The organism is Actinoplanes sp. HUAS TT8 (assembly GCF_051380535.1).
GTDB lineage: Bacteria > Actinomycetota > Actinomycetes > Mycobacteriales > Micromonosporaceae > Actinoplanes.
Map to the genome: position 1 here is coordinate 8,324,803 of NZ_CP195646.1, position 25,585 is coordinate 8,350,387.

At 71.4% G+C, this 25,585-nt stretch carries 14 protein-coding genes; 5 read left to right on the forward strand and 9 right to left on the reverse strand.

Annotated features, from left to right (window positions below):
- Positions 1-172: 172 nt before the first annotated feature.
- Positions 173-2,338 (forward strand): hypothetical protein, encoded by a 2,166-nt coding sequence (locus ACSHV8_RS36910; protein ID WP_436523588.1) that lies wholly within the window; start codon positions 173-175, stop codon positions 2,336-2,338.
- A 7-nt stretch (positions 2,339-2,345) separates the two neighbouring features.
- Here the strand turns inward: ACSHV8_RS36910 and ACSHV8_RS36915 are convergent, their stop codons facing one another.
- Entirely contained in the window at positions 2,346-2,996 is a 651-nt protein-coding gene (locus tag ACSHV8_RS36915) for a hypothetical protein (protein WP_436523590.1), read from the reverse strand.
- 104 nt (positions 2,997-3,100) lie between these two features.
- Between ACSHV8_RS36915 and ACSHV8_RS36920 the strand changes: the two genes are divergently transcribed.
- Positions 3,101-3,391, forward strand: coding sequence for a hypothetical protein (locus tag ACSHV8_RS36920; protein ID WP_436523592.1), 291 nt, complete (start codon positions 3,101-3,103; stop codon positions 3,389-3,391).
- A 5-nt stretch (positions 3,392-3,396) separates the two neighbouring features.
- Entirely contained in the window at positions 3,397-3,996 is a 600-nt protein-coding gene (locus tag ACSHV8_RS36925; RefSeq protein ID WP_436523594.1) for a hypothetical protein, read from the forward strand.
- 161 nt (positions 3,997-4,157) lie between these two features.
- Here the strand turns inward: ACSHV8_RS36925 and ACSHV8_RS36930 are convergent, their stop codons facing one another.
- Genes ACSHV8_RS36930 through ACSHV8_RS36940 form a run of 3 tightly spaced genes read right to left on the reverse strand, consistent with a single transcriptional unit; the run spans position 4,158 to position 10,607 of the window.
- Positions 4,158-8,501, reverse strand: a complete 4,344-nt coding sequence (locus ACSHV8_RS36930) for an FtsK/SpoIIIE domain-containing protein (protein ID WP_436523596.1) — start codon at positions 8,499-8,501, stop codon at positions 4,158-4,160.
- A 58-nt stretch (positions 8,502-8,559) separates the two neighbouring features.
- On the reverse strand, positions 8,560-8,853 hold the full coding sequence (locus ACSHV8_RS36935; RefSeq protein WP_436523598.1) for a WXG100 family type VII secretion target: 294 nt from the start codon (positions 8,851-8,853) through the stop codon (positions 8,560-8,562).
- Between the two features lie 32 nt (positions 8,854-8,885).
- A complete protein-coding gene (locus ACSHV8_RS36940) occupies positions 8,886-10,607 on the reverse strand; it encodes a hypothetical protein (protein WP_436523600.1) in 1,722 nt (573 codons plus the stop codon).
- A 155-nt stretch (positions 10,608-10,762) separates the two neighbouring features.
- Between ACSHV8_RS36940 and ACSHV8_RS36945 the strand changes: the two genes are divergently transcribed.
- The gene (locus ACSHV8_RS36945; protein ID WP_436523602.1) at positions 10,763-12,076 is read left to right on the forward strand and encodes a hypothetical protein; all 1,314 of its coding nucleotides are present in this window, start codon (positions 10,763-10,765) and stop codon (positions 12,074-12,076) included.
- Here the strand turns inward: ACSHV8_RS36945 and ACSHV8_RS36950 are convergent.
- From ACSHV8_RS36950 to ACSHV8_RS36965, 4 genes are all read right to left on the reverse strand, one after another.
- Positions 12,060-12,575, reverse strand: a complete 516-nt coding sequence (locus ACSHV8_RS36950) for a sigma-70 family RNA polymerase sigma factor (RefSeq protein ID WP_436523604.1) — start codon at positions 12,573-12,575, stop codon at positions 12,060-12,062. The two genes, ACSHV8_RS36945 and ACSHV8_RS36950, sit on opposite strands and share 17 nt — an antisense overlap.
- Before the next feature lie 81 nt (positions 12,576-12,656).
- Positions 12,657-15,470 (reverse strand): AfsR/SARP family transcriptional regulator, encoded by a 2,814-nt coding sequence (locus ACSHV8_RS36955; RefSeq protein ID WP_436523606.1) that lies wholly within the window; start codon positions 15,468-15,470, stop codon positions 12,657-12,659.
- Positions 15,471-15,589: 119 nt separating this feature from the next.
- Complete coding sequence (locus ACSHV8_RS36960) at positions 15,590-19,144, reverse strand: family 78 glycoside hydrolase catalytic domain (protein WP_436523608.1); 3,555 nt, start codon at positions 19,142-19,144, stop codon at positions 15,590-15,592.
- 164 nt (positions 19,145-19,308) lie between these two features.
- Positions 19,309-21,138: an arabinofuranosidase catalytic domain-containing protein gene (locus ACSHV8_RS36965; protein ID WP_436523610.1), complete on the reverse strand. Its 1,830-nt coding sequence runs from the start codon at positions 21,136-21,138 to the stop codon at positions 19,309-19,311.
- Between the two features lie 198 nt (positions 21,139-21,336).
- On the opposite strand from ACSHV8_RS36965, the gene ACSHV8_RS36970 reads away from it, so the two are divergent.
- Positions 21,337-22,128: a PrsW family glutamic-type intramembrane protease gene (locus tag ACSHV8_RS36970; RefSeq protein ID WP_436523612.1), complete on the forward strand. Its 792-nt coding sequence runs from the start codon at positions 21,337-21,339 to the stop codon at positions 22,126-22,128.
- Positions 22,129-22,171: 43 nt separating this feature from the next.
- Here ACSHV8_RS36970 and ACSHV8_RS36975 read toward each other — a convergent pair whose 3' ends face one another.
- On the reverse strand, positions 22,172-25,570 hold the full coding sequence (locus ACSHV8_RS36975; RefSeq protein ID WP_436523614.1) for a CARDB domain-containing protein: 3,399 nt from the start codon (positions 25,568-25,570) through the stop codon (positions 22,172-22,174).
- Positions 25,571-25,585: the final 15 nt, after the last annotated feature.

Here is a 25,585-nt window from a genome sequence, read left to right on the forward strand (position 1 = left end):
CGATTTCCCGTACGGGAAATCGGGTCTTCTTCTTGGAATCCCGAGATGCCATCCGCGGGTCACCTCAGCTCGGGCTGTTTCCGCCGGGTGCCCGGACGGGCAGGTAATCGTGCCCGGGGAACTGCCCGGACCACCCTGGGGCCGGTGGGTCCACATCGGCGACACTGCCGGGATGGGTCTCCGTCGCACGGCCGGTGACCAGCGCGCCACCCCGGCCGTGACGCCGGCGGCGACTCCGGCCCGCCCGCACACCATGACCGCGACCGATCAGGTGCTGCGGCTGCAACGGCTGGCCGGGAACCGCGCGGTCACCACCATGCTGGCCCAGCGCGTGCTCGCCACCGCGACGCCGGGCACCGCCCTGCGGGAGTACGGGCCGGACGACTTCACCTTCATCAAGGAGTTCAAGGGCGGTTCCAGCCAGCCCTGGCACGTCGAGGTCGGCGGTGTCGGGAAGGTGTTCAAGTTCGTCCGCCGGCGCGACCGCACCACGGTCCGGCCGCCCGGGGTTCCCGGCGTGCCCGACGCCGCCGAGCAGGCCGCCCTGGACGCGGATCAGATCGCGCCCGAGGACGTGATGCGCACCGAGATGCTGACCGGCCAGCTGTATCAGGCGGCCGGGGCCAAGGTGCTCCCGGCCGAGCTGGCCTGGGTCGCCACCAGCATCGGCGGCCGGCCGCAGTGGTCGCTGGCCCAGATCGCCGACTTCCGGGCCGACGCGCAGGAGCCGAGCACCGAGGAGCTGGCCGCGTCCCCCGACTTCCGTCGTGACCTCGGCCTGGACGCCGTGCTGGCCATCTTCGACCTGCACAAGCCGGCCAACTGGCTGAAGACCGGCGACGGCATGATCCGGCAGGACCTGGGCGGGGCCATGCACGTCCGGGCGCAGGGCGGCCGCAAGCCGGACGGGGACTTCCTGACCGGCACCGACCTGCCCAAGACGATCATCGGCATGGGACGGAACAAGGAGTCGCCCTACCACGGGCTGAACCTCGCCGAGCTGGCCGAGTCCCTGATCAGCCTGCGCCGGCGGCTCCCGCAGGCCCGGATCGTGGAGCTGGTCACCGCCAGCGGCCTGCCCGAGCGGGACCAGACCGACCTGATCCGGACCCTCGACACCCGGATCAACGAGGGCGTGGCCTGGGCCATGTCCCGCAACGCGGAGGAGGTGCCGGTCACCTTCGACCAGGGAACGCGGCCGGGCGTCGCGGGGGCCGACCCCACCCTCGACACGTACGGCGGACCCGACGTGGTCGAGGGCTTCCGCTCGAACGCGACCACCGTCGGCGGCCTGGTCGCCGAGCTCACGATGATGCTCGGCAAGGTCGGCGAGCAGCGGCTCCCGGCCCGGGAACGGACCATCGGGCAGCTGCGGCGGTTCCTGGCCACCGGCCCGGCCGGAGTGCTGGCCGAACCGGAGAAGCTCGGGGCGTTCACCGCCGCGCTGACCGGCTGGATCCCGGCGGAACGGGAGTTGCGGATCATCCCGGTCCTGTTGCAGACCCTGGAAGCCCAGGTCATCCTGGTCCGGGGCACGGCCCAGGAGACGTGGAACGTGGATCCGGACGCGGCCGGGCGCAACGACGATCCGTACGCCACGCCGCCCATGGTCGGCCCCGAGGAACTGCTCAACATCACCCAGTACACGCCGGCCAAGCGGGCCGACTTCGTCGCCGGTCTGCAGCGGCTGCAGGGCAGCGTGCTGATCCGGCGGCTGGCCCAGGCCGAGGAGAACGCGTTCAAGGCCGCCGCGGCGGCCGGCGACGTGGACGGCGCGCTGACCGCCCTGTTCACCGCCGGCAAACGCGGCGAGATCGTCTTCTCGGTCAACGACGCGTACATTTTCGACCGGGAGATCGACGATCTCAAGGACGCGAACTGGAAGCAGCTGAAGCCGAAGAAGGGTTACGAGCGGATCGTGGAGATCCCGGTGACCGCCGGGATGCTGGCATTCCTGCGCGACTACTCGTACATCAGCAATCCGGAGACCGGCAGCGCCAAGCTGTCCCCGTTCAAGGGCAGTCCGAACGTCAAGTTCGAGGGCAGCGCGGGCGGCGCCCGGGACGGCGACGGCATCCCCAACGTGGTCGTCAAGCGGCAGGGCTTCGCCCAGTTCTGGGCGGCGGCCGAGGCGGTCCGGTTCTTCGACGCGACCGGCTACAGCGGGATCGACCGTTCCATCGCGCGGGCCAAACGGCTGGCCGGCGGCGACGGGCCCGTCCAGGACGAGTCGGCCCAGGCCAAGGCCCGGCGTGACGCCCGGACGGCCAAGAAGAAGGGCAAGGAGAAGGCCGGGCCCGAGGACACTGAGGACTTCGGGCTCGGCGGATTCTTCTGAGCCGGGCCTACTTGGCCGCGACGACCTTCTTGCCGTCGGGGCCGACCGCGAACCACGTGCCGCCCACGCCCTGCCCGTTCAGGTCGCCCGGCTTCGAGTCCCCGGAGAACCGGTAGATCGGCCACCCACCGACGGTGAGCTGCACGTTCCCGTCGGCCCGGCGGATCGCGCCGACCTGCTTGGGGTCCACGCCGGCCAGGTAGACCGCGCCACCCTCCTGGATGATCACCGGCGGCCACTTCACCGCGCAGTCGTCGTTGCAGTTGGACTTGGACGGCTTGGCCGTGTCCTTGTCGAACCGGTACAGCGCGGCCTGGTTGATGTTGATCAGGTGCGCCTTGTTCAGCGGCGGCGAGGTCACCGCGGCCAGCTGCTGCCACACCGGCGGGGTCTCCTGGATCGCCACGCCGATCACGGTGCCGCCGTTGCCGGTCTTGCCGTTCTGCGCGGCGGTCGAGTCGACCACCTCCAGCTGACCGTTGCCGCCGGCCGCGGGGGCCGAGGACGCCGGGGCGGCGGCGGCCGAGGTGGCCGCGGGCGCGGCCGGCTGCTGCTTCGAGTCGGAGTCGGTGATGGTGATGGTCTTGCCGCAGCCGGACAGCAGGGCGGCGGCGCACAGCAGAACCGCGGCGCCGCGGCGGATGGAGGTCGAAGCCATACCGCACACACGAGATCGGCCGCCCGGATGGTTCACCCCCGCTTGAACCATCACCGCCGGTCGTCTCGTGTGTCAGCCGAGTAATTCACATCGGAGGGAACGGGATGGCCGAGGACGTCAACATTCCGGGCAACGAGTTGAAGGAAGCCCAGGACATGCTCACCTTCGTCCACGACTTCATCGACATCGGGAACCACACGTTCGACTTCGACGCGGCCTTCGGCCGGGGCCGGCTGCGGCACTCGGCCCAGCACTTCGAGGACCGCTGGAACGACGGCCGGTTCCAGCTGAAACGGCAGATCGTCGGGGTACGGGACGCGATCGGCAGCATCCTCGACTCCTTCGAGAAGACCGACCAGGACGCCGCGAAGAACCTCGACGAGGGACAAGGGTGACAGCGATGACGACGACGACCGCGCGACGGTTCCTGCTTGACGTGCCGGACCTCTGGGACCAGGTCGACCTCAGCGGCGAGGAGCTGGCCGCCGTCCGCGCGCAGGCCCTCGCGATCACCACCGACCCGCGCGAGCGGATGCGGATCAACGACATGTTCCGGCAGGCCCGCGAGATAAGCCGCGCCGCGCGCCGGCAGGGCGCACTGCTGGCCGCCGGGACGGCCACGGTCTACGACGAGGGGCTGTTCATGGCGTACGGCATGGTCTTCGCCGTCACCACTCCCCCCGGTCAGGAACTGACCCTGCCGGTGCTCTCGGCGCAGGCCGGGGTCTCGTCGGCCACCGGCATCGCGCCCAAGGACCGGATCATCTCGTCGGTGCGGCTGCCGCACGTCGGCGTGGTCGCCCGAGTCACCGGCACCGAGACCACCCGGCTGACCGGGGACATCGACGTCAAGCTGCTGACCATGCACACGATGATGCCGGTTCCCGGCCGGGCCGAGGACTTCCTGGTGGTCACCCTGGCCAGCCCCAACCTGCCGCTGAAGAACGAGGTCTACGACCTGTTCGACGCCATCACCAGCACGTTCCGCTTCGTCGAGTGACCACCGCCGGGCCACGACCCGGAGTGATCAGCGCGGCGCCACGTGTTCGGCGCCGCGCCGCGGCCACGTCAGGCCGCGGCGCGCCGCCAGGTCCCGGCCGGCGCTGAGGGTCGTATCAAGCCCCCCGACACAACCCTGAGCACCAGCCGGGACCGCGCCCCCTAGCCGATCGGCACCTGCACGGTGATCAGGCTGCCGTCCCCCAGATGAAGCAGGCCACGGCCCGGTTGCGGCGCCTGTCCGACGTTCCCCCGGGACAGTTTCACGCCGATGATCTCGCCGTCGCTCAGGCCCTGGGGCGACAGCAACATCCCGGTCCGGTTGCGTTTGACCTGCCCCATCCATCCGGCCAGGGAGAGTGCGAGCGACTCGGCGTTGCCGGCCGCGATGAGACCCCACCCGTTGCCCTGCGCGCCGCGCGCGAACGCGGCCAGGTCCGGGTCGATCTCGGAGCCCATCAGCAGTTCCGCGTCGTCGATCAGGATGACGGCGCTGGGCTCGGGAATGTTGCCGAGCACCCCGCGGAACTCGCCGATCCCGAGGTCCGGGTCGGTGAAGACCGCGGCGACACCGGGCCGCCCGTCGAGACCGCGCAGCGGCGAGCGCCGGGGCGCGATCACGACCAGACCGGCGCCCTGGGCCAGCAGGGACTCGGCCACGGTCATCAGCGCCGTGCTCCGGCCGGTGCGCGGCGGGCCGGCGATGACGAAGCTGGGCACCTCGGTCAGATCCGGCCCGAGCGAGGTCAGCGTGTCGCCGCCGACCGCCACGAGTGGGCGCATCGGGCCACGTTCGACATGCAAATTCCAGGCTTGCGCGTACGGAACCAGGTCCGGCAACACATCCAGCCGCCGCGCTCGCCGCCCGGCCGGCACCCCGGCCTCCCGCTTGGCCAACTCTTCGCCGAGTTCCTGCAGCACCTGGGCCTGCCCGGCCCCGGAGAGGTCCTCGCCGAGCACCGCGATCTGCACCTCGCTGAGGTCGGAGGTGCGCATCGCCCGTCCGGGCTCGGGGTCGACCGGCGCCGACTTGGTCGGCACGCCGACGGTCGAGTAGTCCTGCCGGTCGTTGAGCCGCAGCACCAGCTTGTCCTCGGTGGTCCCGGAGTACCGGCCGCTGCCCAGCACCTTGTCCCCGGCCAGCACCACGTGGATGCCGACGCCGGCGCCGTCGCGCAGCAGCCGGACCATGCGCTCCATGTAGCTGCCGTTGTCGTAGTTGACGAACTCCCGGTCGAACACCTCGAACCGGTCGACCATCAGCACGATGTGGGCCGGCCGGTCCTCGGGCGCCTGCGAGCGGCGCAGTTCGGTCAGGTCGGCCGCGCCGCGCGCCCCGAGCGCCGACTGCCGGGCGGTGAGCTCGGCGTTGAGCCGGTCGAGCAGCCGGCCGAGACGTTCGACCTGGTTGCGGTCGACGATCGCACCGGTGTGGGGCAGCGCGGTGAGCACGTTGAGGGCGCCGTTGCCACAGTCCAGTCCGTACAGGTGCAGGTCGTCGGCGCCGTGCGCGGCGGCCAGGGCGGCGGCCAGCGTGCGCAGGGCCTGCGAGCGGCCGCTGCGCGGGGAGCCGATCAGGTGCAGGTGCCCGGCCTTGTCGAGGTCGAACGTCAGCGGCACCCGGCTCTGCTGGGCCGGGAGGTCGACGACGCCGTAGTCGACCGTGGGCAGGGCGGCCGCCCGGGTCGCGGCCGGCTCCGGGGCCGGCGGGCGGTTCCAGGTCAGTGTGCTCGGCAGCGGCGGCAGCCAGGGGCTGGGCTGCGGCGGGATGCCGGCCTCGCGGGCCGCCTGGGCGATCGTGGTGACGAGCACGGCCAGGTCGGTGACGGCCTGGGTGCCGGACTGCCCGCCGCCGCGCGAGGAGGCGACGGCCGGGAGCGGGCCGCCCAGGTCCTTCCAGGTGACGGCTGATGCCCGTACGGAAATCCGGTCTTGATCCTCAGGAATCTGACCGCCCGGACGGCGACCGCCGACCCGCGCCGACTGGAACGGCAGCAGCACCGACGGGCCGAGCCGGGCGAACGCACGGCCGGGGTTGGCCGAGGAGATCTCGCCGGAGTCGGGCGCGTCGATGATGTCGCGGCTCTCCGACGTGTCGGTGGTGCGCAGCGCGATGCGCAGGTTGGTGTTGGCCCGGATGTCCGGGGTGACCGCGCCGCCCGGACGCTGGGTCGCCAGCACCATGTGGATGCCGAGCGAACGACCGCGCTGGGCGATGTTGACCAGGCCGGAGATGAAGTCGGGCAGTTCCCGGACCATCGACGCGAACTCGTCGACGACCAGCAGCAGCCGGGGCAGCGGCGGCAGCACGTTGCCACCCCGCGCACGTTTGTCCAGGTAGTCGACGATGTCCTTGGCCGACGCGGAGGCCAGCAGCGTCTCCCGGCGGCGCAGTTCGGCGCCGAGCGACACCAGCGCCCGCTCGACCAGGTGGGTGTCCAGGTCGGTGACCAGCCCGACGGTGTGCGGCAGGTCGGCGCACTCGGCGAACGCGCTGCCGCCCTTGTAGTCGACCAGCACGAACGTCATCTCGTCGGGCCGGTTGACCACCGCGAGCGTGGCCACCAGGGTCTGCAGCAGCTCGGACTTGCCGGAGCCGGTGGTGCCGGCGATCAGTGCGTGCGGCCCGTCCCGGACCAGGTCGATCGAGAACGGCCCGTCGTAGCCGGCCCCGAGCGTCGCCAGAGTGCTGCGCCCGCCCAGCGCCCACCCGGCGGTCAGCGCCCCCGCGGTCGGCGGCTCGATGCCGAGCAGGTCCAGCAGTCGCACGCTGCCGGGCAGCGCGCTCTCGTCGCTGTCGCCGACCCCGCGCAGCGGCGCCAGGGCCCGGCCGAACGGCTCGAACCAGCCCTCGTCGGGCGCGTCGGTGCGCACCCCGGTCAGCGGTGCCGCGCCGCCGGTCCGCACCTTCGACATGTTCCGCGCGCCGAACTCGGTGACCGCGATCGCGCCGCACTCCTCGGGCAGCACCCGCTCCTCGGTGTCGATGCAGATCACGTAGACGCCGACGGCCGGCCCGTCGCGCAGCAGCCCGACCACGCCGGGCAGCGAGCGGGCCCGGCGGGCCTGTTCGAGCACGACCAGGATGTCCGGGTAGCCGTTGACGCCGCCGCGTACCAGTTCGGCGCCGGCCGCGACCCGGGCGGTGACGATCTGGCCGAGCTCGCCGACCCGGCGGGCCAGCGAGTCGGCCGTGCTGCCGACCAGCGAGTACGCGTCCTCGGTGGCCGCCTGGGCGTGCGGCAGCCAGCGAGTCCAGGCCCAGTTGCGTTCGCCGTCCGGGCCGGCCAGGACGACCGTGCGCAGGTCGGTCGGGCTGTGCAGGGCGGCCGCCTGGGCGACCAGCCAGCGGGCCAGGTCGGTCGCTTCCGGGCCGGCGACGCCGACCACGCCGGCCTGGCGGACCGAGATCGCGACCGGCGCCTCGAACAGCGCCGGGACGGTGGTGCGGCGGTTCTCGTCCTTGGTGGGGTCGTCGACGCTCAGCGCCGACGGCAGCTCGGTCGTCCCGATCCGCAGGGACAGGAAGTCCGGGTCCTGCCAGCGCCGTTCCCAGAGCCGCTCGGAGGGCTGGCTCGCCATCTGCAGCAGGGCCGCCGGGTCGGGCAGCGCCATCCGCAGGTCGAGCTGCTCGGCCAGCAGCGAATCCTCGATCTCGGCCCGCACCGAGGCCAGTTTCGCCTGGTACGCCTTCTCGTCGTCGAGGTACTTCTGCAGGATCTGCTTGCGCCCGCCGAACTGGGCCAGGATGGCCGCCAGCGGCGAGAGCAGCGCGATGAAGACGAACGACCACTTGCCGGTGGCGACGATCGACACGATCGCGCCGGCCACCGGCACGAGCAGGATCGGCAGCAGCGGGATCGGCCGTTTCTCGGGCTTGACCGGCGGCGTCGGCAGCCGGAACTTCCCACCGGCCGGGGCCGGCAGGAACCGCGGCGGCCGGTTGAACTCCAGCCCGAAGCCGTCCGCGGCCGGGGTCAGCGGCGCCCGGTGCGACTGCCGCGAGGTGACTTCGAGCAGGATGTCGCCGACCGTGACCAGGTTGCCCTCGCGCCACGGGGTGCCCGGCTCGACGGCTCGGCCGTCCAGCCGGGCCTGGTCGGCGCTGACCAGCTCGGCCGTGCCGTCCAGCCGGATCCGGACCCGGGCCGCGTGGGCCGGGGTGGTCCCGTCCTCCGAGGCCAGCCTGATCCGGCAGGACGCGCCGCTGCCCAGGTCGTAGTCGCCCGGCGTGAGCCGGTAGATGGTGCCCGCCCCGGGCCCGGAGACGACCCGGACCTCGGTGCGGCCCTCGACGGCGGGCCGGGCCGGCAACGGCTCGCCCAGCCCGAGGTCCACGCCGTCCCGTACCCCGGCCGCCTGCAGCGTGCTCGCCGGGTCGGCCGCTTGCGGCCCGAGATAGAGCACCGGCGCGCCACCGACCTCACGGGCCAGTTCGGCCGCGAGGTCGCCGACCGTGGCCGACGACTCGGTGTCGACGACGACGGTGGTGTCTCGGACGCTCACGTTCAATCGCACGGCAACATCTGCTTTCGTGTCGGTACGGGACGGCGTGGTCGCGCGGTCAGTTGAGGTTGGAGCCCAGCTGGTCGTCGGTCTGCGAGAACGCGTCACCGACCGCCTTGACGTACTGGCCGATCCCCTGCAGACCCTGGTTGACCTGGTCGAAGCCCTTGGCGAACTCGTCGAAGAAGGGCGAGAACTTCTGCTGCGCGGCCGGCGTGCTGTAGCCGTTCGCCAGCAGGGCCGAGATCTTGCCCTTGACCTCGGTCAGCTTGTCCTGCAGCTGCGCGAAGTCGTTGAGCAGCGCCTGCGAGGTCGAGGCGGTCTCGTCCGAGTTGACCCGGTAGTCGGGCATGGTGCACTCCTTCTGTCGTTGTTACCGATGAATCAGGTGAGTTGAACGGGGACGAACGGCAGCTTGAGGTCCTTGGCCGTGGCGATCCGGTGGTTGCCGTCGTTGATCGTCAGGTCGTCCTTGGCCAGTCCGACCGGGTTGAACGCCTTCTTGTCGGCGAAGCCCTGGGTGATGTCGGCGATCCGCTTCGGGTCGGCGTCGTCGCGGATCAGGTGGTCCGGGATGGTGTTGGTCGGGACCAGGACCACCTGGCCGGGCGGTACGTCCTTGAGGTCGTCGAAGTGGCCGACCTTGGGCAGGTCCACGCCGTCGAAGCCCTTGACCCGGAAGTGATCGGTCGGCACCTCGCCGCGGAACTGGGTGAAGGCCGCCTCGTTCTTGCCGTCGAACGTGCCGTCGAATTCCTTGAACTTGTTGGTGTCGATGTCGAAGAAGACCTTCTCGCCGCTGCTCTGCACCTCGAAGACGGCCGGGTCGATGTCCTCCGGATCGGTCTTGTGCAGGGTGAGCGTCTCGTCCGGGAAGTCCTTGTGCTTGAAGTCCAGCGAGTCGCCCTGGCGTTTGACCGACGACGGGATGCCGAAGCTGTCCGGGTCGGGCGCGTGCACCGGCGGCGCGCTCGGCGAGCCGGGGCCGTCCAGGCTGCGCGAGCCGGTTCCGGCCGGCGGGGCGGTCTTGACCGGGATGCCGTTCTCGGACAGTTTCTTCTTGCCCGCGACACCACCGGTCAGCCCGCCACCGGCGCCGACCGCGGCGATCTTCCCGGCGTCCAGTTCGTCGCCGTTGAGCACCTGGGTCGCCGTCTCGTCGACCGCCTTGTCGGCGGCTCCCTTGCCGGCCTCCTTGGCGATCTTCCCGGCGTTGCTGTTGATCAGCGGCCCGATCGTCTTGCTGGAGTTGATCGAGGTCTTGATCCCGGCGATGCCGCCCTTCACGGTCTTGGCGAAGTTCGGCAGGATCTTGGAGACCAGGCCCGCGCCGGCCTTGGCCCCGGCCCCCAGCACCTTCAGCACCGACCCGCCCGGGACCAGGCCGATCAGCCCGACCAGGAAGTCCCCCAGTTTGAATTTCCCGCTGGATATCGCGGCTATCTGGGTGATCGCGAACAGGCTGGCCCCGAGCAGGAAACCGACCACCGGGAAGAAGACCGCGACGGCGGCGATCAGGATGCCGAGCAGGATCTGGACGAACGGGAAGTCCTCGAAGAAGTCGGCGATCTTCTGGAAGATGTTGCGCTCCGGGATCGCCTCGCTCGCGGCCCGGTCGAGCGCGTCCGAGCAGCTGCGCTCGGCCGACTCGCGCATGCTCTGGGCCTGCTCGGCCAGGCTGCGCGCGGCCGACATCTGGCCCTTGGCGGCGTCGATGTCGTTCTGCGACTTGGTCGCCGCGGCCTTGTCGGCGTCGGTGGCCTCGGGTGCCAGCGGCGGCACGGTCTGATTGGCCTGCGGCGCGGCGCTGCGGGCCTGCTCGACCGCCCGGTCGAAGGTCTCCTGGGCCTCGCGCAGCTGCGGCATGTACGTCCGGTAGGCGTCGGCCGCGTCCTGATAGGACCGCTGGGTCTTGGCCAGCTTGTCCGGCAGGTCGTCGCCGACCTTCTCGCGCAGCTTGTCCATGGCCGAGCCGCGCCCGGCCGCGATCGAGCCGTCCTTCTTCAGGACGTTGAGCGCCCGCTCGGCCGCGTCGGCGATGTCGGAGTAGCGCTGGACCACGCCCTGGATCTGGTCCGGATCACCGGGCGTGGGATCCGAGCTCATACCGACCAGCTCGAAATCCGCGGGGGTCGCGTGCTGCCGCGCCATCCTCCACCTCTCGCCGTGCGCCAACGTCGGGGGATACACGGGACACCCGCGCCGGATGGTTCGAGGGTTTTTCGTCGAACCTTTTCGCCGCGCGGTCCCGTGTAGGTGGCATGTCTTCGCTTCTTCGGACCGTGCTGGTCCTGGTGCTGGCCGGCTGGGCGGCGCTGATCGGCGCCGGTCCGGCCGCCGCCGACGACGGTGACCTGATCAAGGTGTTCGTGGTCACCGACGCGTCCCAGACGCTGCCGGCGATCGCCGCCAGTACCCTCGGCGACCAGCGCCGGGCCGGTGAGATCCTCGACCTCAACCGGGGCCGTCCGCAGTCCGACGGCGCGGCTCTGACCAGCGCGGACACGCCGCTGCACAAGGGCTGGGTGCTGCGCCTGCCGCAGGACGCGTCCGGGCCCGACGTGAAGCTGGCCCGCGAGTCCGGCGGTCAGGAGCAGACCCAGAATCAGGGTCAGAACCAAAATCAAGATCAAGATCCGGCTTCCGGTACGGCGGTGACCTTCCCGCTGGCGGCCGCGCTCGCGATCGTCGGCTCGGTGCTGCTCGCCCTGATCACGGTCGTGATCGTGAGCCGCCGCCAGGTCGTCGCCGGCGTCCGCCGGATCATCGGCGCGATCACCGAGCCGGGCCGTCGCCGTCGCCGGCTGGCCGAACGCCACGCTCTGGCCCAGCGGTTCGCCGCCGACGGGGAGGTGCTGCGCCGGGCCTACGACACGGTCGGCGAGGCCGCGGCCGCCGCCCCCGGCGGACAGGGCCTGGTCCACGCCGTCCAGCTCGACCGGGCCGGCGCCTCGGTGTGGCTGTCCCCGGCCGACGAACTGAGCGCCCCGTGGGAGCGGGTCGACGGCACCCGCTGGCGGCGCGACACCGGCAGCTCGTGGCGCGGGCAGGCCGCCGAGCCGGACGCGTTCCTGGTCCGGGCCGGCGCCGACCCGGCCGGCGAGCCGCTGCTGGTCGACCTGAGCCGGCTCGACGGGGTGCTCAGCGTCACCGGCGACCGGGCGGTGGCCCGCGACGTCGTGCAGAACCTGCTCGGCGAGGTGGCCCGGCTGCGGCCGGGCACGCCGGTGCTGCCGCTGCCTGCCTCGGACGGGTCGGCGCCGCTGGTGATTCCGGGTGGGCTGGAGGTCGTACGGCAAATGGCGGCGCCGCCGCAAGCGACCGCGAGTGAAACGCATGGTCCTCTGCGGGGCGCCGCCGTGCGCGGGCCGATCCGGGGCCTGGTCGTCCTGGCCGGTGACCCGGACGAGCAGCAGAAAGCGGCCCTGCTCGCGCTCTGCGGCCGGCGCGGCGCCGGATGGACCGGGCTGGTCTGCGGCGACGCCGGGGAGAGTGCGCACTGGCGGTGGGCGGCCGGCGCCGACGGATCCCTGTCGATCCCGGTGCTCGGCCTCGAACTCACCGTCCCGGCCTAGGCCGGGTCCGGCGCAGAACGTTGAGCGCGTAGTGCTGACGGGATTTGATCGTGCCGACCGGGACACCCAGAAGGCTCGCGGTCTCGGCGGCGGTGCGCCCGGCCATGGTGGTGTGCAGCAGAACCGTCCGGTGCTCGGTGGAGAGCCGGCGGAGCAGCGTCGTCACCTCGGCCGTGGCGACGATCGCCTCGGCGTGGTCGGGCTCGGCCCGATCGGCGTCCCCGTCCTGCACGGCCGGGCTCTCGTGCCGGTTGGCCGCGCTGCGCAGCCAGTCGATGGCCAGGTTGCGGGCGACGGTGAGCAGCCAGCCGCGGACCGAGCCCTCGTTGCTGAACAGCCGCTCGCTGTGCCGCCAGGCCCGGATCAGCGTCTCCTGGACGATGTCCTCGGCCAGGTAGTGGTCGTTGACCAGGGTCCGGACGTAACCGAGCAGGGCCGGGCCGTGCTCGGCGACCAGCGCGTCCACCTGCGACTGCTGGTGGGTGAGGGTCGTTGCCATGCGCGGACGGTAGGCCGGGCCGACTTCCGAAACTCTGACCAAGTTCTGACCGGCCGGGCGTTTACACAGCTCAGGGCCCGGTCAGGCGACGGCCGGCACCTCACGGGGGCGCAACCTGTCCCGAATCCCGGACGCGTCCGGATGACCGAGGTCGTCCAGGATCACCAGCGCCTCCCGCCACGACAGCTCGGCCTGCGCCGGCCGACCGGCGCCGAGATGCGAGTCTCCCATGTGGACAAGCGTGTCGGCCTCCAGGTAGCGGTCGTGGACCAGCCGATAGAGCCGCAGTGCTTGGCTGAAAGAGATCAGGGCTTCGTCGTACGACCCGAGGTGGTGCTGTGCGTAGCCGGTGCTGTCCCAGGCCGCGGCCTGCCCGTTACGGTCGCCGATCGCCCGGTGCTCCTCGATGGCCCGGCGGCACTCGTCCAGCGCCTTCGTGTAGTCCCCGAGCAGGATGTACGTCCAGCCGGTCTCGTTGTGCACATGCGCCAGCCCCGACCCCCAGCCGCTCGCTCGGTAGAGCTCGGCCGCGGCCCGGTAATGTTCGAGCGAGGCGTCGTACCGCTCCCGCTGGTTGAGCAGGAACGCCAGCAGCCGGTGCGCCCGGGCCTCGCCGTTACCGTCCCCGAGCTGGGCGAACAGTTCCAGCGCGTGACCCAGATGCCGGTCCGCGTCGGCCCACCGCCGCAGCCGGCCCTCGGCGAACCCGAGCGAGCGCTCGGTGCAGGCCAGCGCGTACCGGTCCACCAGGATCAGCGCCGACGCCCGGGCCGCGGCCTGGATCTCGCGCTGCACCAGCCACGCCCCGGTCCGGTCCAGGTACATCTCCAGCGCGACGGCCAGCTGCCAGGCATACCCGTCCCCGGCCGTGGCGTTCTGCTTGATCGCGGCGATCAGGACCGGGCGCTCGGCGTCGAACCAGGCCAACGCCTCGCCCGCGTCCCGGAACTCGGCGACCGGGGTGCCCGGCGCCGGCGGATCCAGCGGCAGCCGCTCGCGGCCCGGGAACAGCACGGCGGTCGCGTCGACGGCGGCGTGCAGGTAGTGGTCGAGCATCCGGCCACGGGCGCCGTCATCCTCACCGTCCAGTTCCCGCGCGTACGCCCGCAGCAGGTCGTGACAGCCGAACCGGCCCGGCTCGGTCTCCACGATCAGGTTGGCCCGCAGCAGCTCGGCCAGCGCCCGCCGCGCCTTCCCGATCGGCACCCCGGCCAGGGCGGCCGCCGCCGCGGTGGTGCACTCCGGGCCCGGGTGCAGGGCGAACAGGCGGAACAGGCGGGCCGCGGGCGGGGTCAGCACGTTGTACGACCAGTCGAAGACCGACCGGACACCGGACCGCGCCGACTCCCCCTCGAACGCGTCCAGGCTGCCGTCCGACTCGCGCAACTCCCGGGCGATCGCGGCCAGCGAGAACCGCGGGTTCATCGCGGCCCGCGCGCAGACGATGGCCAGGGTCAGCGGAATCCGGCCGGCCAGCTCGACGATCTCGGCCGCCGACGCCGGCTCCCGCTCGACCCGCTCGGCGCCGAGCCGCCGTGTCAACAGCTCCACGGCCTCCCCGGGCGGCAGGTGTTCCAGGGTGATCGCGGTCGCGCCGTGCGCCGAGACCAGGTCGTACAACTGATGCCGGCTGGTCACCACGGTCAGGCAGCCGGGCGCGCCGGGCAGCAACGGCCGCACCTGCTCGCTGTCCCGGGCGTTGTCCAGCACGATCAGCACCCGGCGCCCGGCCAGCAGGCTGCGGAACAGCGCGGTCTGCGCCTCCAGACCGGCCGGGATGCTCCGGACCGGCACACCGAGCGCCTCCAGGAACGAGTGCAGCGCGTCGGCCGGGCTGATCATCGCCCGGTCCGGAGAGAAGCCGTGCAGGTCGATGTAGAGATGACCGTCCGGGAAGTGCTCGGCGATCCGGTGCGCCCAGTGCACGGCCAGCGTGGTCTTGCCGGCGCCGCCCATGCCGCCGATGGTGACCACCGCGGCCGCGCTCGTCCGCTCGTCGATCGGCGGGAACAGTCCGAGTTCCAGACGGCGCCCGGCGAAGACGGCCAGGTCCGGTGGTAGTTGCGCCGGTCGCTCGGCCGTCGGCGGCCCGGTGTCGGCCGCGTCGGGCTTCCCGGGCGACGTGTCCGACGTGGACACCTCGGATCGCTGACGCAGCACCCGTTCCTGGGCCGCGCGCAGATCCGCCCCCGGGTCGAGCCCCAACTCGTCGGCGAGCAGCGCCCGCGTCGCCCGGAAGACCTCCAGCGCCTCGGCCTGCTTACCGGCCGCCGCCAGCACCAGCATGAACCGGGCCTGCAGCAACTCGTCGAGCCGATGCTCGGCGGCCACCACCCGCACCGCGTCCAGCACCCGCTCGGCCACCTCGCCGCCGGCCACCGCCGCGTACTCGGCGGCCGACCGGACCGCGGCCAGCCGTTCCCCCTCGACCAGCGTGAACACCGGCCGCATCCGCACGTCGGCCGGGATGTCGGCCGCGACCGGACCGTGCCACAGGTCGAGCGCGTCCAACAGGAGCCCGGCGGCCACGCCCGGCTCGCTCCGGTCGGCGTCGCGGCGCAGCCGGCGGAACCGCAGCAGATCGACATCGGCCGGCTCGACGTTCAGGCGATAACCCCCGGAGCCGCGCACCAGCACCCCGGACGCGCCCCGGCCGGTCAGCTCGGGCTCGAACAATCGGCGCAGCGCGCCCACGTACCGATGTACGAGATTGTCCGCGGTGTCCGGCGGCTCACTCCCCCAGAGCACCGCAACGATCTCTCGCAGTGACAGAGGGTGACCGCTATTGATCAGGAGAACCGCCAGCAGCGCCCGCTGTTTGGGCGCTCCCAGATCCAGTTCGGTCTCGTCCGACCAGGCACGCACGGGTCCGAGCACCGAGAATCTCAGCGACATCGCTGCCCAGCGTAGAGTCGCCGCTCGATACGGGCGAGTAACAAGAGGTGACGGAAAGCTGTCAGTGGCCCCGGTGGAGGCCGGGCGCAGCGCACCCGGCCTCCACGCCGCGGTTGGGATCAGAGCGTCGAGCTGAACGTGTAGGTGCCCGATCCCAGTACGTAGGACGTCCCGCCCACCGGCACCGCCTCGGCCGGCGCCGAGGTCACGACCGAGCCCGGTACCCGTACCGTCGCCGTGCTGTTGGGCGCCACGGTCACCTGCAGGGTGAGCGCCGAGCCGGACCGGCTCCACGCGCTGCGCACCCGGCCGTAGCCCGTGGTCAGATCGGACGACGCCGAGGTCAGCGTGCCGCCCGGCTTCGGCGCCAGCAGCACCTGGGCATAGCCGGGCGCGGCCGGCGCGACCCCGCCGACCTGGCGGTAGAGCCAGTCCCCGACCGAGCCCAGCCCGTAGTGGTTGAACGAGTTCATGCCCGGGTCCTGCAGGCTGCCGTCCGGGCGGATGCCGTCCCACCGTTCCCAGATCGTGGTCGCGCCGCGCGAGATCATGTAGCCCCAGCCTGGATAGTCCGGCTGCTGCAGGACCTGGTATGCGGTGTCCACGTGCCCGTGATCGGCCAGCACCGGCAGCAGGTTCTCCACACCCATGAAGCCGACCGACAGGTGCCCGCCCCGCGACGCCACCTTGGCCGCCAGCCGGTCGGCGACCGCCTGCACCCGGTTGGCCGGGACCAGATCAAAGGCGAGAGCGAGGACGTACGCCGTCTGGCTGTTCGCCCCGACCGTCCCGTCGGCAGCGACGAACCGGCTGGTGAAAGCGGCCGCGATCTGATCGGCCAGGGCGCCGTAGGAGGCGGCCTGCGCGGTGCGCCCGGTGGCCGCCGCCATCCTCGACACCAGCCGCGCCGACCAGCCGAAGTAGGCCGTGCTGGTCAGGTCGTTGGCGGTGCCGTCATCGACGTTGAGCCAGTCGCCGTACGTGTCCTGGTTGCGGATCAGATCGGCCCCGGCCGTGCCGCGCAGGTAGTCGACCCAGCGGGCCATCGCGTCGAAGGTGCGGTCGGCCGGGCCGAGGTCGCCGTACCGCTGCCAGATCGTGTACGGCACGATCACGCCGGCGTCCCCCCAGCCCGCCTTGCCCGCGCCCCCGAGCACGTCGGGCGCCACGTCGGTGAACGCGCCGTCGCTGTGCTGCGCGTCGACCAGGTCGGTGGCGAACTTGTCGAGCAGCCCGTACGTGTCGAAGTTGAACGTCGACGTCGCCCCGAACGCGGCGATGTCCCCGGTCCAGCCGAGCCGCTCGTCGCGCTGCGGGCAGTCGGTCGGGATGGAGAGCAGGTTCGACCGGGCACCCCAGAGGATGGCCTGCTGCACCTTGTTGAGGGTCGGGTCCGAGGTGGTGAACGTGCCGGTGGACGCCCCGGCGGTCCAGACCGCGAGCCCGGTCAGGTTGTCCGCGGTCGGCGTGCCCGGGAAACCGGTGATCTCCACGTACCGGTAGCCGTGCACGGTGAACCGCGGTTCGAACGTTTCAGTTCCGGACCCGGCCAGGGTGAACCGATCGGTCGCCTGGGCCGCCCGCAGGTTCGCGGTGTAGAGGGTGCCGTCGGCGTTCAGGATCTCGCCGTGCCGCAGGGTCACCGTGGTCCCGGCCGGGCCGCTGACCCGCAGCCGGTCCCAGCCGGTGAAGTTCTGCCCGAGGTCGGCGATGAAAACTCCCGGAGCCGGCTGCGTGACGGCGACCGGGCGCAACTCCTGCTGCACGGTCACCCCGGGGTCGACCTGCGGAACCAGGGTGGGCCGGCTGCCGGTCTTCACGGTCACGGCGCCCCAGCCGCTGTCGTCGAATCCCGGGTTGCTCCAGCCGGCCCTGGCCTGCCGCGCGTCCTGGGTCTCACCGGCGTAAAGGTCGTCGGCCCGGATGTTGCTCGGCGTGGTGCGCCAGCTGCCGTCTGTCTGCACGGTGGCCGAGGTGCCGTCGGTGAACTCGATGATCAGCTGCGCGGCGTACCAGGGCTGGGTGCCGTACCGCTGGCTGCCCGCGAAGCCGATGTTCCCCGAGTACCAGCCGCGCCCAACCTGCGCCGCGAGGGCGTTGTCACCCTGGCGGATCGCCGAGGTGACGTCGAAGCCCCGGTACTGCAGCCGCTTGGTGTAGTCGGTCCAGCCCGGCGCGAGCCGTTCGGCGCCGACCCGCGTGCCGTTGAGATAGGTGTCGTGCAGGCCGAGAGCCGTGGTGAACAGTCGCGCCCGGGCCACCGGCTTACCGACCGAGAAACCCTTCCGGAGGTACGGCGCCGGGCCCGGCACCTGCACCTGGCTGCCCCACTGGCCGCCACCGTAGGGGGCCAGGACCCGCGCCGAGGCCCAGCCGGAGTCGTCGAACCCGGGCTGCTGCCAGCCGCTGGGAGCCGAGGTGAACGCCTTCCACGACCCGTCGGTGACCGTCGAGCCGAGCTTGGCGATCACCCCGGCCGGGCCGACCGAGGTGTTGGTCGCCGCGATCGCGATCGTGCTGGTCCCGGCCGGGACGGTCACGGTCGCCGCCGTCTTCCAGGAGTCGGTCACCCGGGGACTGGCCAGGACCGGCGTCCCGTTGATCCACACGTCGGCGGTGTCGTCGCCGGTCACCACCAGCGTGGTGCTCGCGGCCAGGGTGACCGTCCGCCGGAAGTACCGGGTCGCGGCGGGCGCGCTGTTGGCCGGGTCGCCCTCCGGGTACCAGATCCAGTTGGCCCCGCTCAGGTCACCGACCGGAGGCGCGCCGACGAACGGTGCGGTCAGGGCGATGCCGGTGTCGAAGCGGGCACTCGGGCTCCAGCCGCTCGGCCGGCCCTGGGCGTCCCACACCCGGACCCGCCAGTGGTAGGTCCTGTTGGCGGCCGGCACCGGGCCGCCGTACGCGATATCAATTGATCTTGAGCTGGCCACCGTCCCGCTGTCCCAGACGTCGGCCGCGCCCGGCGTGCTGCCCACGGTGATCTGATAGCGCCCCTGCATCTGGCCCCCGGCGCCGGACGCGAGCCGCCAGCCGAATCGCGGCGCGTCGACGCCGACCGGGTTGACCTGCCGGTTCACGGTGAGGTCGGTGACGCTGACCGGCGACGCCACGGTCGGGTCGGGCAGCGTGACGCCGCCGCCCCACGGCCCGGCGCCGAGATCTTTCGCGGCGGCCCAGGAGGCGTCGGAGAACGCCGGGTCGGACCAGTTCTCCGGTACGGAGGTGGCCGCCCGCCACGACGTGTCGGTCACCAGGTCGACCGCTCCGGCGTGCAACCGCCCCAGGACACCGGCCGGTCCCCCGGTGTTCCGGACGGCCAGCGCAACCGTGTTCGACCCGGCCCGCAGCGAGCCGGCCAGGTCCACGTAGATCGCCTTCTTCCAGGAGTCGGCCACCCGCGGCGAGCCGGCCAGCCGGACGCCGTTGACCCACACGTCGACCGTGTCGTCACCGGTGACGACGAGTTGGGCGCCCACGATGTCGGCCGCGGTGACGGTGAACGCGCGACGCAGATATCGGGTCGCGACCGGCGCGCTGCTCGCCGGATCGCCCTCGGGGTACCAGATCCAGTGCGCGCCGCTGAGGCTCACCGGCGGATCGGCCGCGGCGACCGGAGCCTGTATCGGTGCCAGCAGGAGCGCGGCCGTCATCGCCGCGAGTGGACCGTTCATCCGGGACCTCCCGAGAGTGTGAAACGTTTCATACTTACACTCATCGATACTATGACCGGCAACACACCTGAAACAAGACAGTCATCTATATCCGCGGTTCCGGAACCGGCCGCACGGGAACGGACGAGGGCCGGCGCGGGTGCGCCGGCCCTCGGTGAAACCCGTCAGCTCAGGACGAACTTCTGCGCCGCGCTGCCGTTGCAGTCCCAGATCTGCAGACGGGTCCCGTTCCCGGTCGCGCCGTTGGGCGCGTCCAGGCAGCGGCCGGACTGCGGGTTGAGCAGCGAGCCGTCGGCCTGCTGCTGCCACACCTGCCCGCCGACCCCGTTGCAGTCGTAGAGCTCGACCTGCGTCCCGCCGGCCGTCCCGTTCCCGTTGATGTCCAGGCACCGGCCGAGCGTCCGCAGCGCCCCGTTCGACTGGTGGAACCAGTGCTGGTCGGTCGCGTAGCTCTGGCAGTCCCACAGTTGGACCGCGGTCAGGTTGCCGCCGTTGTCGTCCCCGGCCACGTCGACGCACTTGCCGCCCGGCCCGGCCGTCACCCCACCGGCGTTGACCGCGAACTTCTGCGCGGCCGCGCCGTTACAGTCCCAGATCTGCAGCCGGGTCCCGTTGGCGGTGGCGCCGTTGGGCGAGTCCAGGCAGCGACCGGACTGCGGGTTGCGCAGGGAACCGTCGGCCTGCTGGACCCACTTCTGCCCGCCCACCCCGTTGCAGTCCCACAGTTCCAGTTGGGCCCCGCCGGCGGTCCCGTTGCCGACGATGTCGAGGCAGCGGTTGAGGGTGCGCAGCGTGTTGTCGGCGAAGTGCGTCCAGCGCTGATCCTCGGACCAGGTCTGGCAGTCCCACAGGCTGACTGCGGCCCCGTTCGCACCGGTGTCGTCGGCGGCCACGTCCACGCATTTGCCGCCGGGTCCGGTGATGGTGCCGGCCGGCCCGTTGGGCACGTTCGTCTGTCCTGAATAGCCGACCGCGACCACGTTGGCCTGCACTGCGTTCTCGGCCGCGTCGGTCGGATAGCCGGCCACCATCGCACCCTCGAACCAGGTGCCGCGGTTGCGGTTGCTGTTGTCACCGCCGATGCCGAGGATGATCCCGCCCTCCTGGTGCATCGGCTTGTAGCCGGATTTGTCGGTCGGCAGAGACCCGTTCCACCACGTCGTCAGCGCGCCGGTCTGCGAATTTCCGCCCTTGAGGGCGTACGTCGTCTGGCCGTTGTTCTTCAATACGGCGGTCACGAACGGCGAGTTGTTGCCCGGGTTGGGGTTCGAGCCGTTGCCGCCCTGGAACATGCCGTTCTCCAGGTCGGCCTCGATCCACGGCCCGGAGCCCTGGCACGGCGCGAAGTAGCAGGTGGTGGCGATGCTGACCGCGTCCATGTGTCCGTTGCCGGTGTCGTAGGGCGTGGATTCGGCGTTGCCGTAGTCGAAGCAGCAGTCGGAGCCGACGTGGGTGCCGCTGGCCACCATGTAGACGCCTTCGGGCTGCCCGTTGACCGCGACGCCGGAGGCGACGCCGTTGTAGCGGTAGCCGACGCCCGGGGAGACCCAGAGTCCGTACACCTTGTGCCCGCCGGCGGTGACCGCGATCTCGCTCGCGTCGGCGCCGCGGTCGCCGCTGCCGGCGCCGCCGTCGGGCGCGACGGTCAGGTCGTTGTGCCGGCTGGTCTGGTCCCAGACCTTGGTGATCCGGCAGGTGGTGCCGTTGCAGAAGGCGTCCTGGTCGGCGGCGTCGGCGTAGCCGCCGGCGGCCAGGGTGCCGATGTCGTGGGTGGCGCCGTCGGAGGCGCGGGTCACCTGGTAGAGGCGGCCGCCGTAGGCCCCGAACAGGGCGCGGGTGGTGCTGTGGGCGGCGACGCAGGCCGTGCCGGCCGCGGCGTAGATGTCACAGGGCAGCGTGCCGGCCGCGGCGGCTGGGCTCGGTGCCCCGATCAGCCCGGCGATCAGGCTGATCGCCGCGGCGGCGAGCAGCGTGAGAGAGCGTTTTCTCGACATGGACGGTTGCTCCTAGCGGTGGAGGACGGAGCAGGTCAGGTATCGACGGAGGTCGACGCGCCGATGTGTCGAAAATTACGCCCGCTGGTCGAACGAGTCAATATGCGATTACAAATGTTCGTTCGTGTTGAATCCCCGGGGAAACCAGGTGTCGGAAGTTACTTTTCCCAGGCCGGACCGACGGGAAGACTGATGGTCATGACTGCAGCCTGGCGCCGGTGGGCGTGGATCCCGGTACTGATCGTCGGCGTGGCGTTGTTCGTCCTGGTCCTGGTGACCCTGGTGGACACGCAGAACATCAACTTCGTCCCGTCGATGATCCTGCTGGGCGCGACCATCGCCCCGGCCACGTTCCTGACGTTCGCGCAGGGCCGCTCCGGCCGGTGGCAGGTCCCGGCGTCCACGCTCGCGGTGGTCGCGTTCTTCGGCGGCGTGATCGGCGTGGTCGCGGCCGGCTGGCTGGAGTTCGACGCCCTGCACAAGCTCGGCGTCCTCCCGATGGTCTTCGTCGGGTTGATCGAGGAGACCGCGAAACTGCTGGCCCCGCTGGCCGCGCTCGCCCTCCTCTGGCGCCGGCACCCCACGCCGGGCGACGGTCTGGTGATCGGCGTCGCCAGCGGCGCCGGGTTCGCCGCCCTCGAGACGATGGGGTATGGGTTCAGTGCGCTCGTCGCCTCCAACGGCAACATCGGAGATCTGGAGCAGACCCTTTTCGTACGGGGTGTCACCGCCCCGGCCGCCCACCTGGCCTGGACCGGCCTGACCAGCGGCGCACTGTTCGCCCTGGCCGCCGCCCCGAGCCTGCGGCGACTCGTCGGGTTCGCGCTGACCTTCCTGGCCGCGGTCGCCCTGCACGCGGCCTGGGACAGCTTCGGCACCGAGATCGCGTACATCATCGTCGGTGGTGTCAGCATGGGCTGGATCCTGCTGGAGTTGCACCGTTACCGGCGGCTCGCGCCCTCGCCCGCCCCCGTGCCGGCGACGGCCTGACCACCGCAGGGGTGCGCGTCTCCGCGCACCCCTGGACGGCCGATCAGCTACCGGAGATCGTGAACTGGGAGCCCGGCTGGATGACGACGTTGCCGTCGGCCGAGTTGGTGATCGTGACGTTGGACAGGGTCGCGTTGCCGCGGGCCCCGCTCATCGCCAGGATTCCGGCGCCGTTGTTGGACTTGTCGATCCGTACGTTCGTGATGGCGACGTTCGGCATGTTCCCGCCACCGTTCTTGAACTGGATCCCGTCGTACGTCGAATCGATGATGTCGGTGTCTCTGATGGTGACCCCGGTGATGTCCTTCGTGGACGGGAACAGGGTGATCGCCCCGAATTCCTGGTCCTCGTTCCAGAACGCCCCGCCGGTGCGGTAAAGGCCGTTGTTGGCGATCAGCGTCGTGCCCGAGAACGGCAGCGGGCTGTGGTCGGTCGCCAGCATGATGCCGGGGTAGTTCGCGGTGTCGGAGACCAGGTTGTTCTCGGCCGAGTTGCCGTAACCGCCGTAGATGGCGATGCCGTTGGCCCGCCACGGCAACTGCACGGTGTTGTTCACGAAATGGTCGTCGTGATCGATGTCGACGCTCTGGTCCTTGACGTACGGATTGGCCCAGATCGCCAGCGCGTCGTCACCGGTCGTCCGGAAGGACGAGTTGAAGACCCGGGAATTGCGCGTGCCGTTGGAGAAATTGATGCCGTCGGCGTACGTGTCGCGAATGCGCATGCCGGTGAACTCGACCCCGTCACCCGGGTTCCAGTAGGCCGGCGTGTCCGAGTAGTCGCGGCCGACCCAGGCGCCGACGTTGACGTGCTCGATCCACACGTTGCTGATCTTCGTGTTCTTGCCGAACCGCCCGTTGAGTCCGTGACCGCGGTTGGCCCGGTTCTGCGTGTTGCCGAAGATCGCCAGGTCGGAGATCTGGGTGTTGTCGTCGATGTCGAACCCGACGTTGCCCTCGTGCGGGTGGTTGATGTTGCCGACCACGTTCTGCGGCTGCGTGTTCGAGTAGAGAACCGTGTGCCACATGCCGGCGCCGCGGATCACGGCATTGCGGATGCCCTTCTGGTTGTACTGGCCCCGCGTCGGGTCGGGCGACAGGATCTTCTGCTCCTGCCGCCACTGGCCGGCCGGGATCCAGACACACGGGATCACGCCGTTCTCATCATCGGTCACGGCCCGCTGGATGGCGGTCGTGTCGTCGAGCCCGTCGTTCGGCACCGCGCCGTACGTGGTGATCGAGACGCAGCCGGTCGGCTGGCTCAACGGCGCCGCGACCTGCTCCAGGTCGATCAGGTCGATGACGTAGAAGCTGGCCGAGTCACCCGAGTCGCGCTGCAGCTTGAACCGGGTGCCGGCCGGGTACGACGTGCCCAGCAGCGCGTTCGACTCGTCGAAGAGCCGCCGCGCGTCGGCCGACGGGGTGTTGGAGAGCGACTCGGTGTCGTCGGTGGTGCCGTACAGCCAGCTGTTGCGCGAGCTGAGCGTCAGCTTCCGGTTGAACACGTCGTTGACGTAGAGGCTGATCGTCCAGTCCTGGCCGCCCCCGCCGGCGGCGTCCGGCACCGAGTTGCGGACCACGATCGAGTTGCTCTGGTTGGTCGAGGTGAACTCGACGAACTGACCGGCGCTGCTCAGACGCACCGACTGCCGGCCGGAGGACTCGGAGGCGAAGTTGGTGTGCCCGAACGTACGCAGCGCGTCCGGCTGCAGGAGCGTGCCGGTGTAGCGGGCCGACTCGGCCTCGTACTCGGTGTAGGGCACCGCGGCGCCGCGACCGACCACGATGGACTTCGACAGCGTGTTGTTGCCCTCGTTGGTCTCGGCGACCACGCCGGTCGAGTCCGCGGTCGCCACCGCGGTGGCCCCGCCGCTGGTCGCGGTCCAGGTCCCGCCGATGGTCACCGTCGTGGTGGCGCCGGCCGCGATCGCCGGGGTCGCCCCGGTCAGGGTGGTCGAGCCGACGGCCACGCGGGTCGTGCTGGCCGCCGCGGTGCTGGTGCCCCGGTTCTGCACGCCGACGGTGAAGCTGACCGCCGCACCCACGGCCGGGTTGGCCGGGCTCAGGTTCACGGCCGTGACCAGCAGGTCCGGGCCGGGCGCCTGGGCCACCACCAGCTGCGAGCTCGCGGTGAACGTGTTGTTGTCGTTGTTCGACTCGGCCACGGCGTTCGCCGGGTCGACCGTCGACGCGACGGTGTAGCTGCCCTGCGCCCGCGCGCTGACCGAGCCGGTCACGGTGGCCGACGCACCGGCGGCCAGGGCCGGGACGGTCGCGGTGGCCACGACGGCGCCGTTGAACTTGAAGTCCAGGGTGGTGGCGGCCGAGGCGACGGTGCCCGCGTTACGCACGCCGGCGGTCAGGTTGATCACCGAGGTCTCGTCCGGACCGGCCGGACTCCAGGTCGTCGACGTCACGACCAGGTCCGGGGCGGGCGCCCAGGCGCCGATCACCTGCAGCTCGGCGACCTGGCCGCCGGGCGCGCCGTTGTTGCTGAAGATCTGCAGACGTACGTCGGAAGCGGTCCCGTTGACCGGAATCGTCACCGTGTTCTGATTGCCCGACGGGCTGAAACCGTAGTCGGCCCGCGCCTTCAGCTCGGTGAACCCGCCGGCCGCCCCGGCCCGGCCGAGCACCTGGATGTTCTGGGTCCGCGCACCCCAGGCCGCGTCCGGGTTGAGCTTGACGACGACACCGGTGACGTTCGCGTCGGCGCCGAGCTTCACGGTCAGCGTGGACGGGAAACCGGCCGACTCCCAGTAGGTGGCCAGGTTGCCGTCGTTGGCGTTGGTCGCCACGAAGTTGAAGGTGGCCGACGACGCCTCGATCGCCTTCCCACCGGCCAGGTTCGAGCCGGTCGGCGGGTCCGGGTCGGGGTTGGTCGGGCCGGCCACGCCGTAGATCTCGAACTCCGACAGCTGCCCGGCCGGCCAGCCGGTGTTGCCGGTGATGGTGACCCGCACGTACCGCACGGTCGCCGAGGTGAAGTCGATCGTGACGGTGTTGCCGGTGGCCGGGTTGAACACGCGCCCGGCCGACGCCGACAGCGTGCCGAACGACGAGCCGTCGGTGCTGCCCTGGACGGTGAGCGTCTCCGTCCGGGTGGCCCAGGCCGTGGCCGGCGGCAGCTTGAGCGCCACCTGGTCGATCGCGGCGGTGGCCCCGAGGTCGACCTGGATCCACTGCGGGAAGACGTTGTTCGTGCTCTCCCAGTACGAGCTGGAGTTGCCGTCGTTGACGGCGGAGGCGGGCTGGGCGCCGAGGGCGCTGCTGGCGGTGACCGTCTTGCCCAGCGCGAGGTTGGAACCACCGGCGGCGAGGGCGGCGGTGGATCCGCCCACGGCGTCGGCCGCGTGGGCGGCGACCGGGGAGAGGCCGAGGACGGTCAGGCCGGCCGCGAGGGCCACGCTGACCAGTCTTCGACTGAGGGTTATCGGCTTCATGACGTCCGTCCTGTC

What these genes read in the sequence shown, in the direction of transcription:
- ACSHV8_RS36910 (WP_436523588.1), top strand. Translation starts at nt 173, where the DNA reads ATGGGTCTCCGTCGCACGGCCGGTGACCAGCGCGCCACCCCGGCCGTG.
- ACSHV8_RS36915 (WP_436523590.1), bottom strand. Translation starts at nt 2,996, where the DNA reads ATGGCTTCGACCTCCATCCGCCGCGGCGCCGCGGTTCTGCTGTGCGCC.
- ACSHV8_RS36920 (WP_436523592.1), top strand. Translation starts at nt 3,101, where the DNA reads ATGGCCGAGGACGTCAACATTCCGGGCAACGAGTTGAAGGAAGCCCAG.
- ACSHV8_RS36925 (WP_436523594.1), top strand. Translation starts at nt 3,397, where the DNA reads ATGACGACGACGACCGCGCGACGGTTCCTGCTTGACGTGCCGGACCTC.
- ACSHV8_RS36935 (WP_436523598.1), bottom strand. Translation starts at nt 8,853, where the DNA reads ATGCCCGACTACCGGGTCAACTCGGACGAGACCGCCTCGACCTCGCAG.
- ACSHV8_RS36940 (WP_436523600.1), bottom strand. Translation starts at nt 10,607, where the DNA reads ATGAGCTCGGATCCCACGCCCGGTGATCCGGACCAGATCCAGGGCGTG.
- ACSHV8_RS36945 (WP_436523602.1), top strand. Translation starts at nt 10,763, where the DNA reads ATGTCTTCGCTTCTTCGGACCGTGCTGGTCCTGGTGCTGGCCGGCTGG.
- ACSHV8_RS36950 (WP_436523604.1), bottom strand. Translation starts at nt 12,575, where the DNA reads ATGGCAACGACCCTCACCCACCAGCAGTCGCAGGTGGACGCGCTGGTC.
- ACSHV8_RS36955 (WP_436523606.1), bottom strand. Translation starts at nt 15,470, where the DNA reads ATGTCGCTGAGATTCTCGGTGCTCGGACCCGTGCGTGCCTGGTCGGAC.
- ACSHV8_RS36960 (WP_436523608.1), bottom strand. Translation starts at nt 19,144, where the DNA reads ATGAACGGTCCACTCGCGGCGATGACGGCCGCGCTCCTGCTGGCACCG.
- ACSHV8_RS36965 (WP_436523610.1), bottom strand. Translation starts at nt 21,138, where the DNA reads ATGTCGAGAAAACGCTCTCTCACGCTGCTCGCCGCCGCGGCGATCAGC.
- ACSHV8_RS36970 (WP_436523612.1), top strand. Translation starts at nt 21,337, where the DNA reads ATGACTGCAGCCTGGCGCCGGTGGGCGTGGATCCCGGTACTGATCGTC.
- ACSHV8_RS36975 (WP_436523614.1), bottom strand. Translation starts at nt 25,570, where the DNA reads ATGAAGCCGATAACCCTCAGTCGAAGACTGGTCAGCGTGGCCCTCGCG.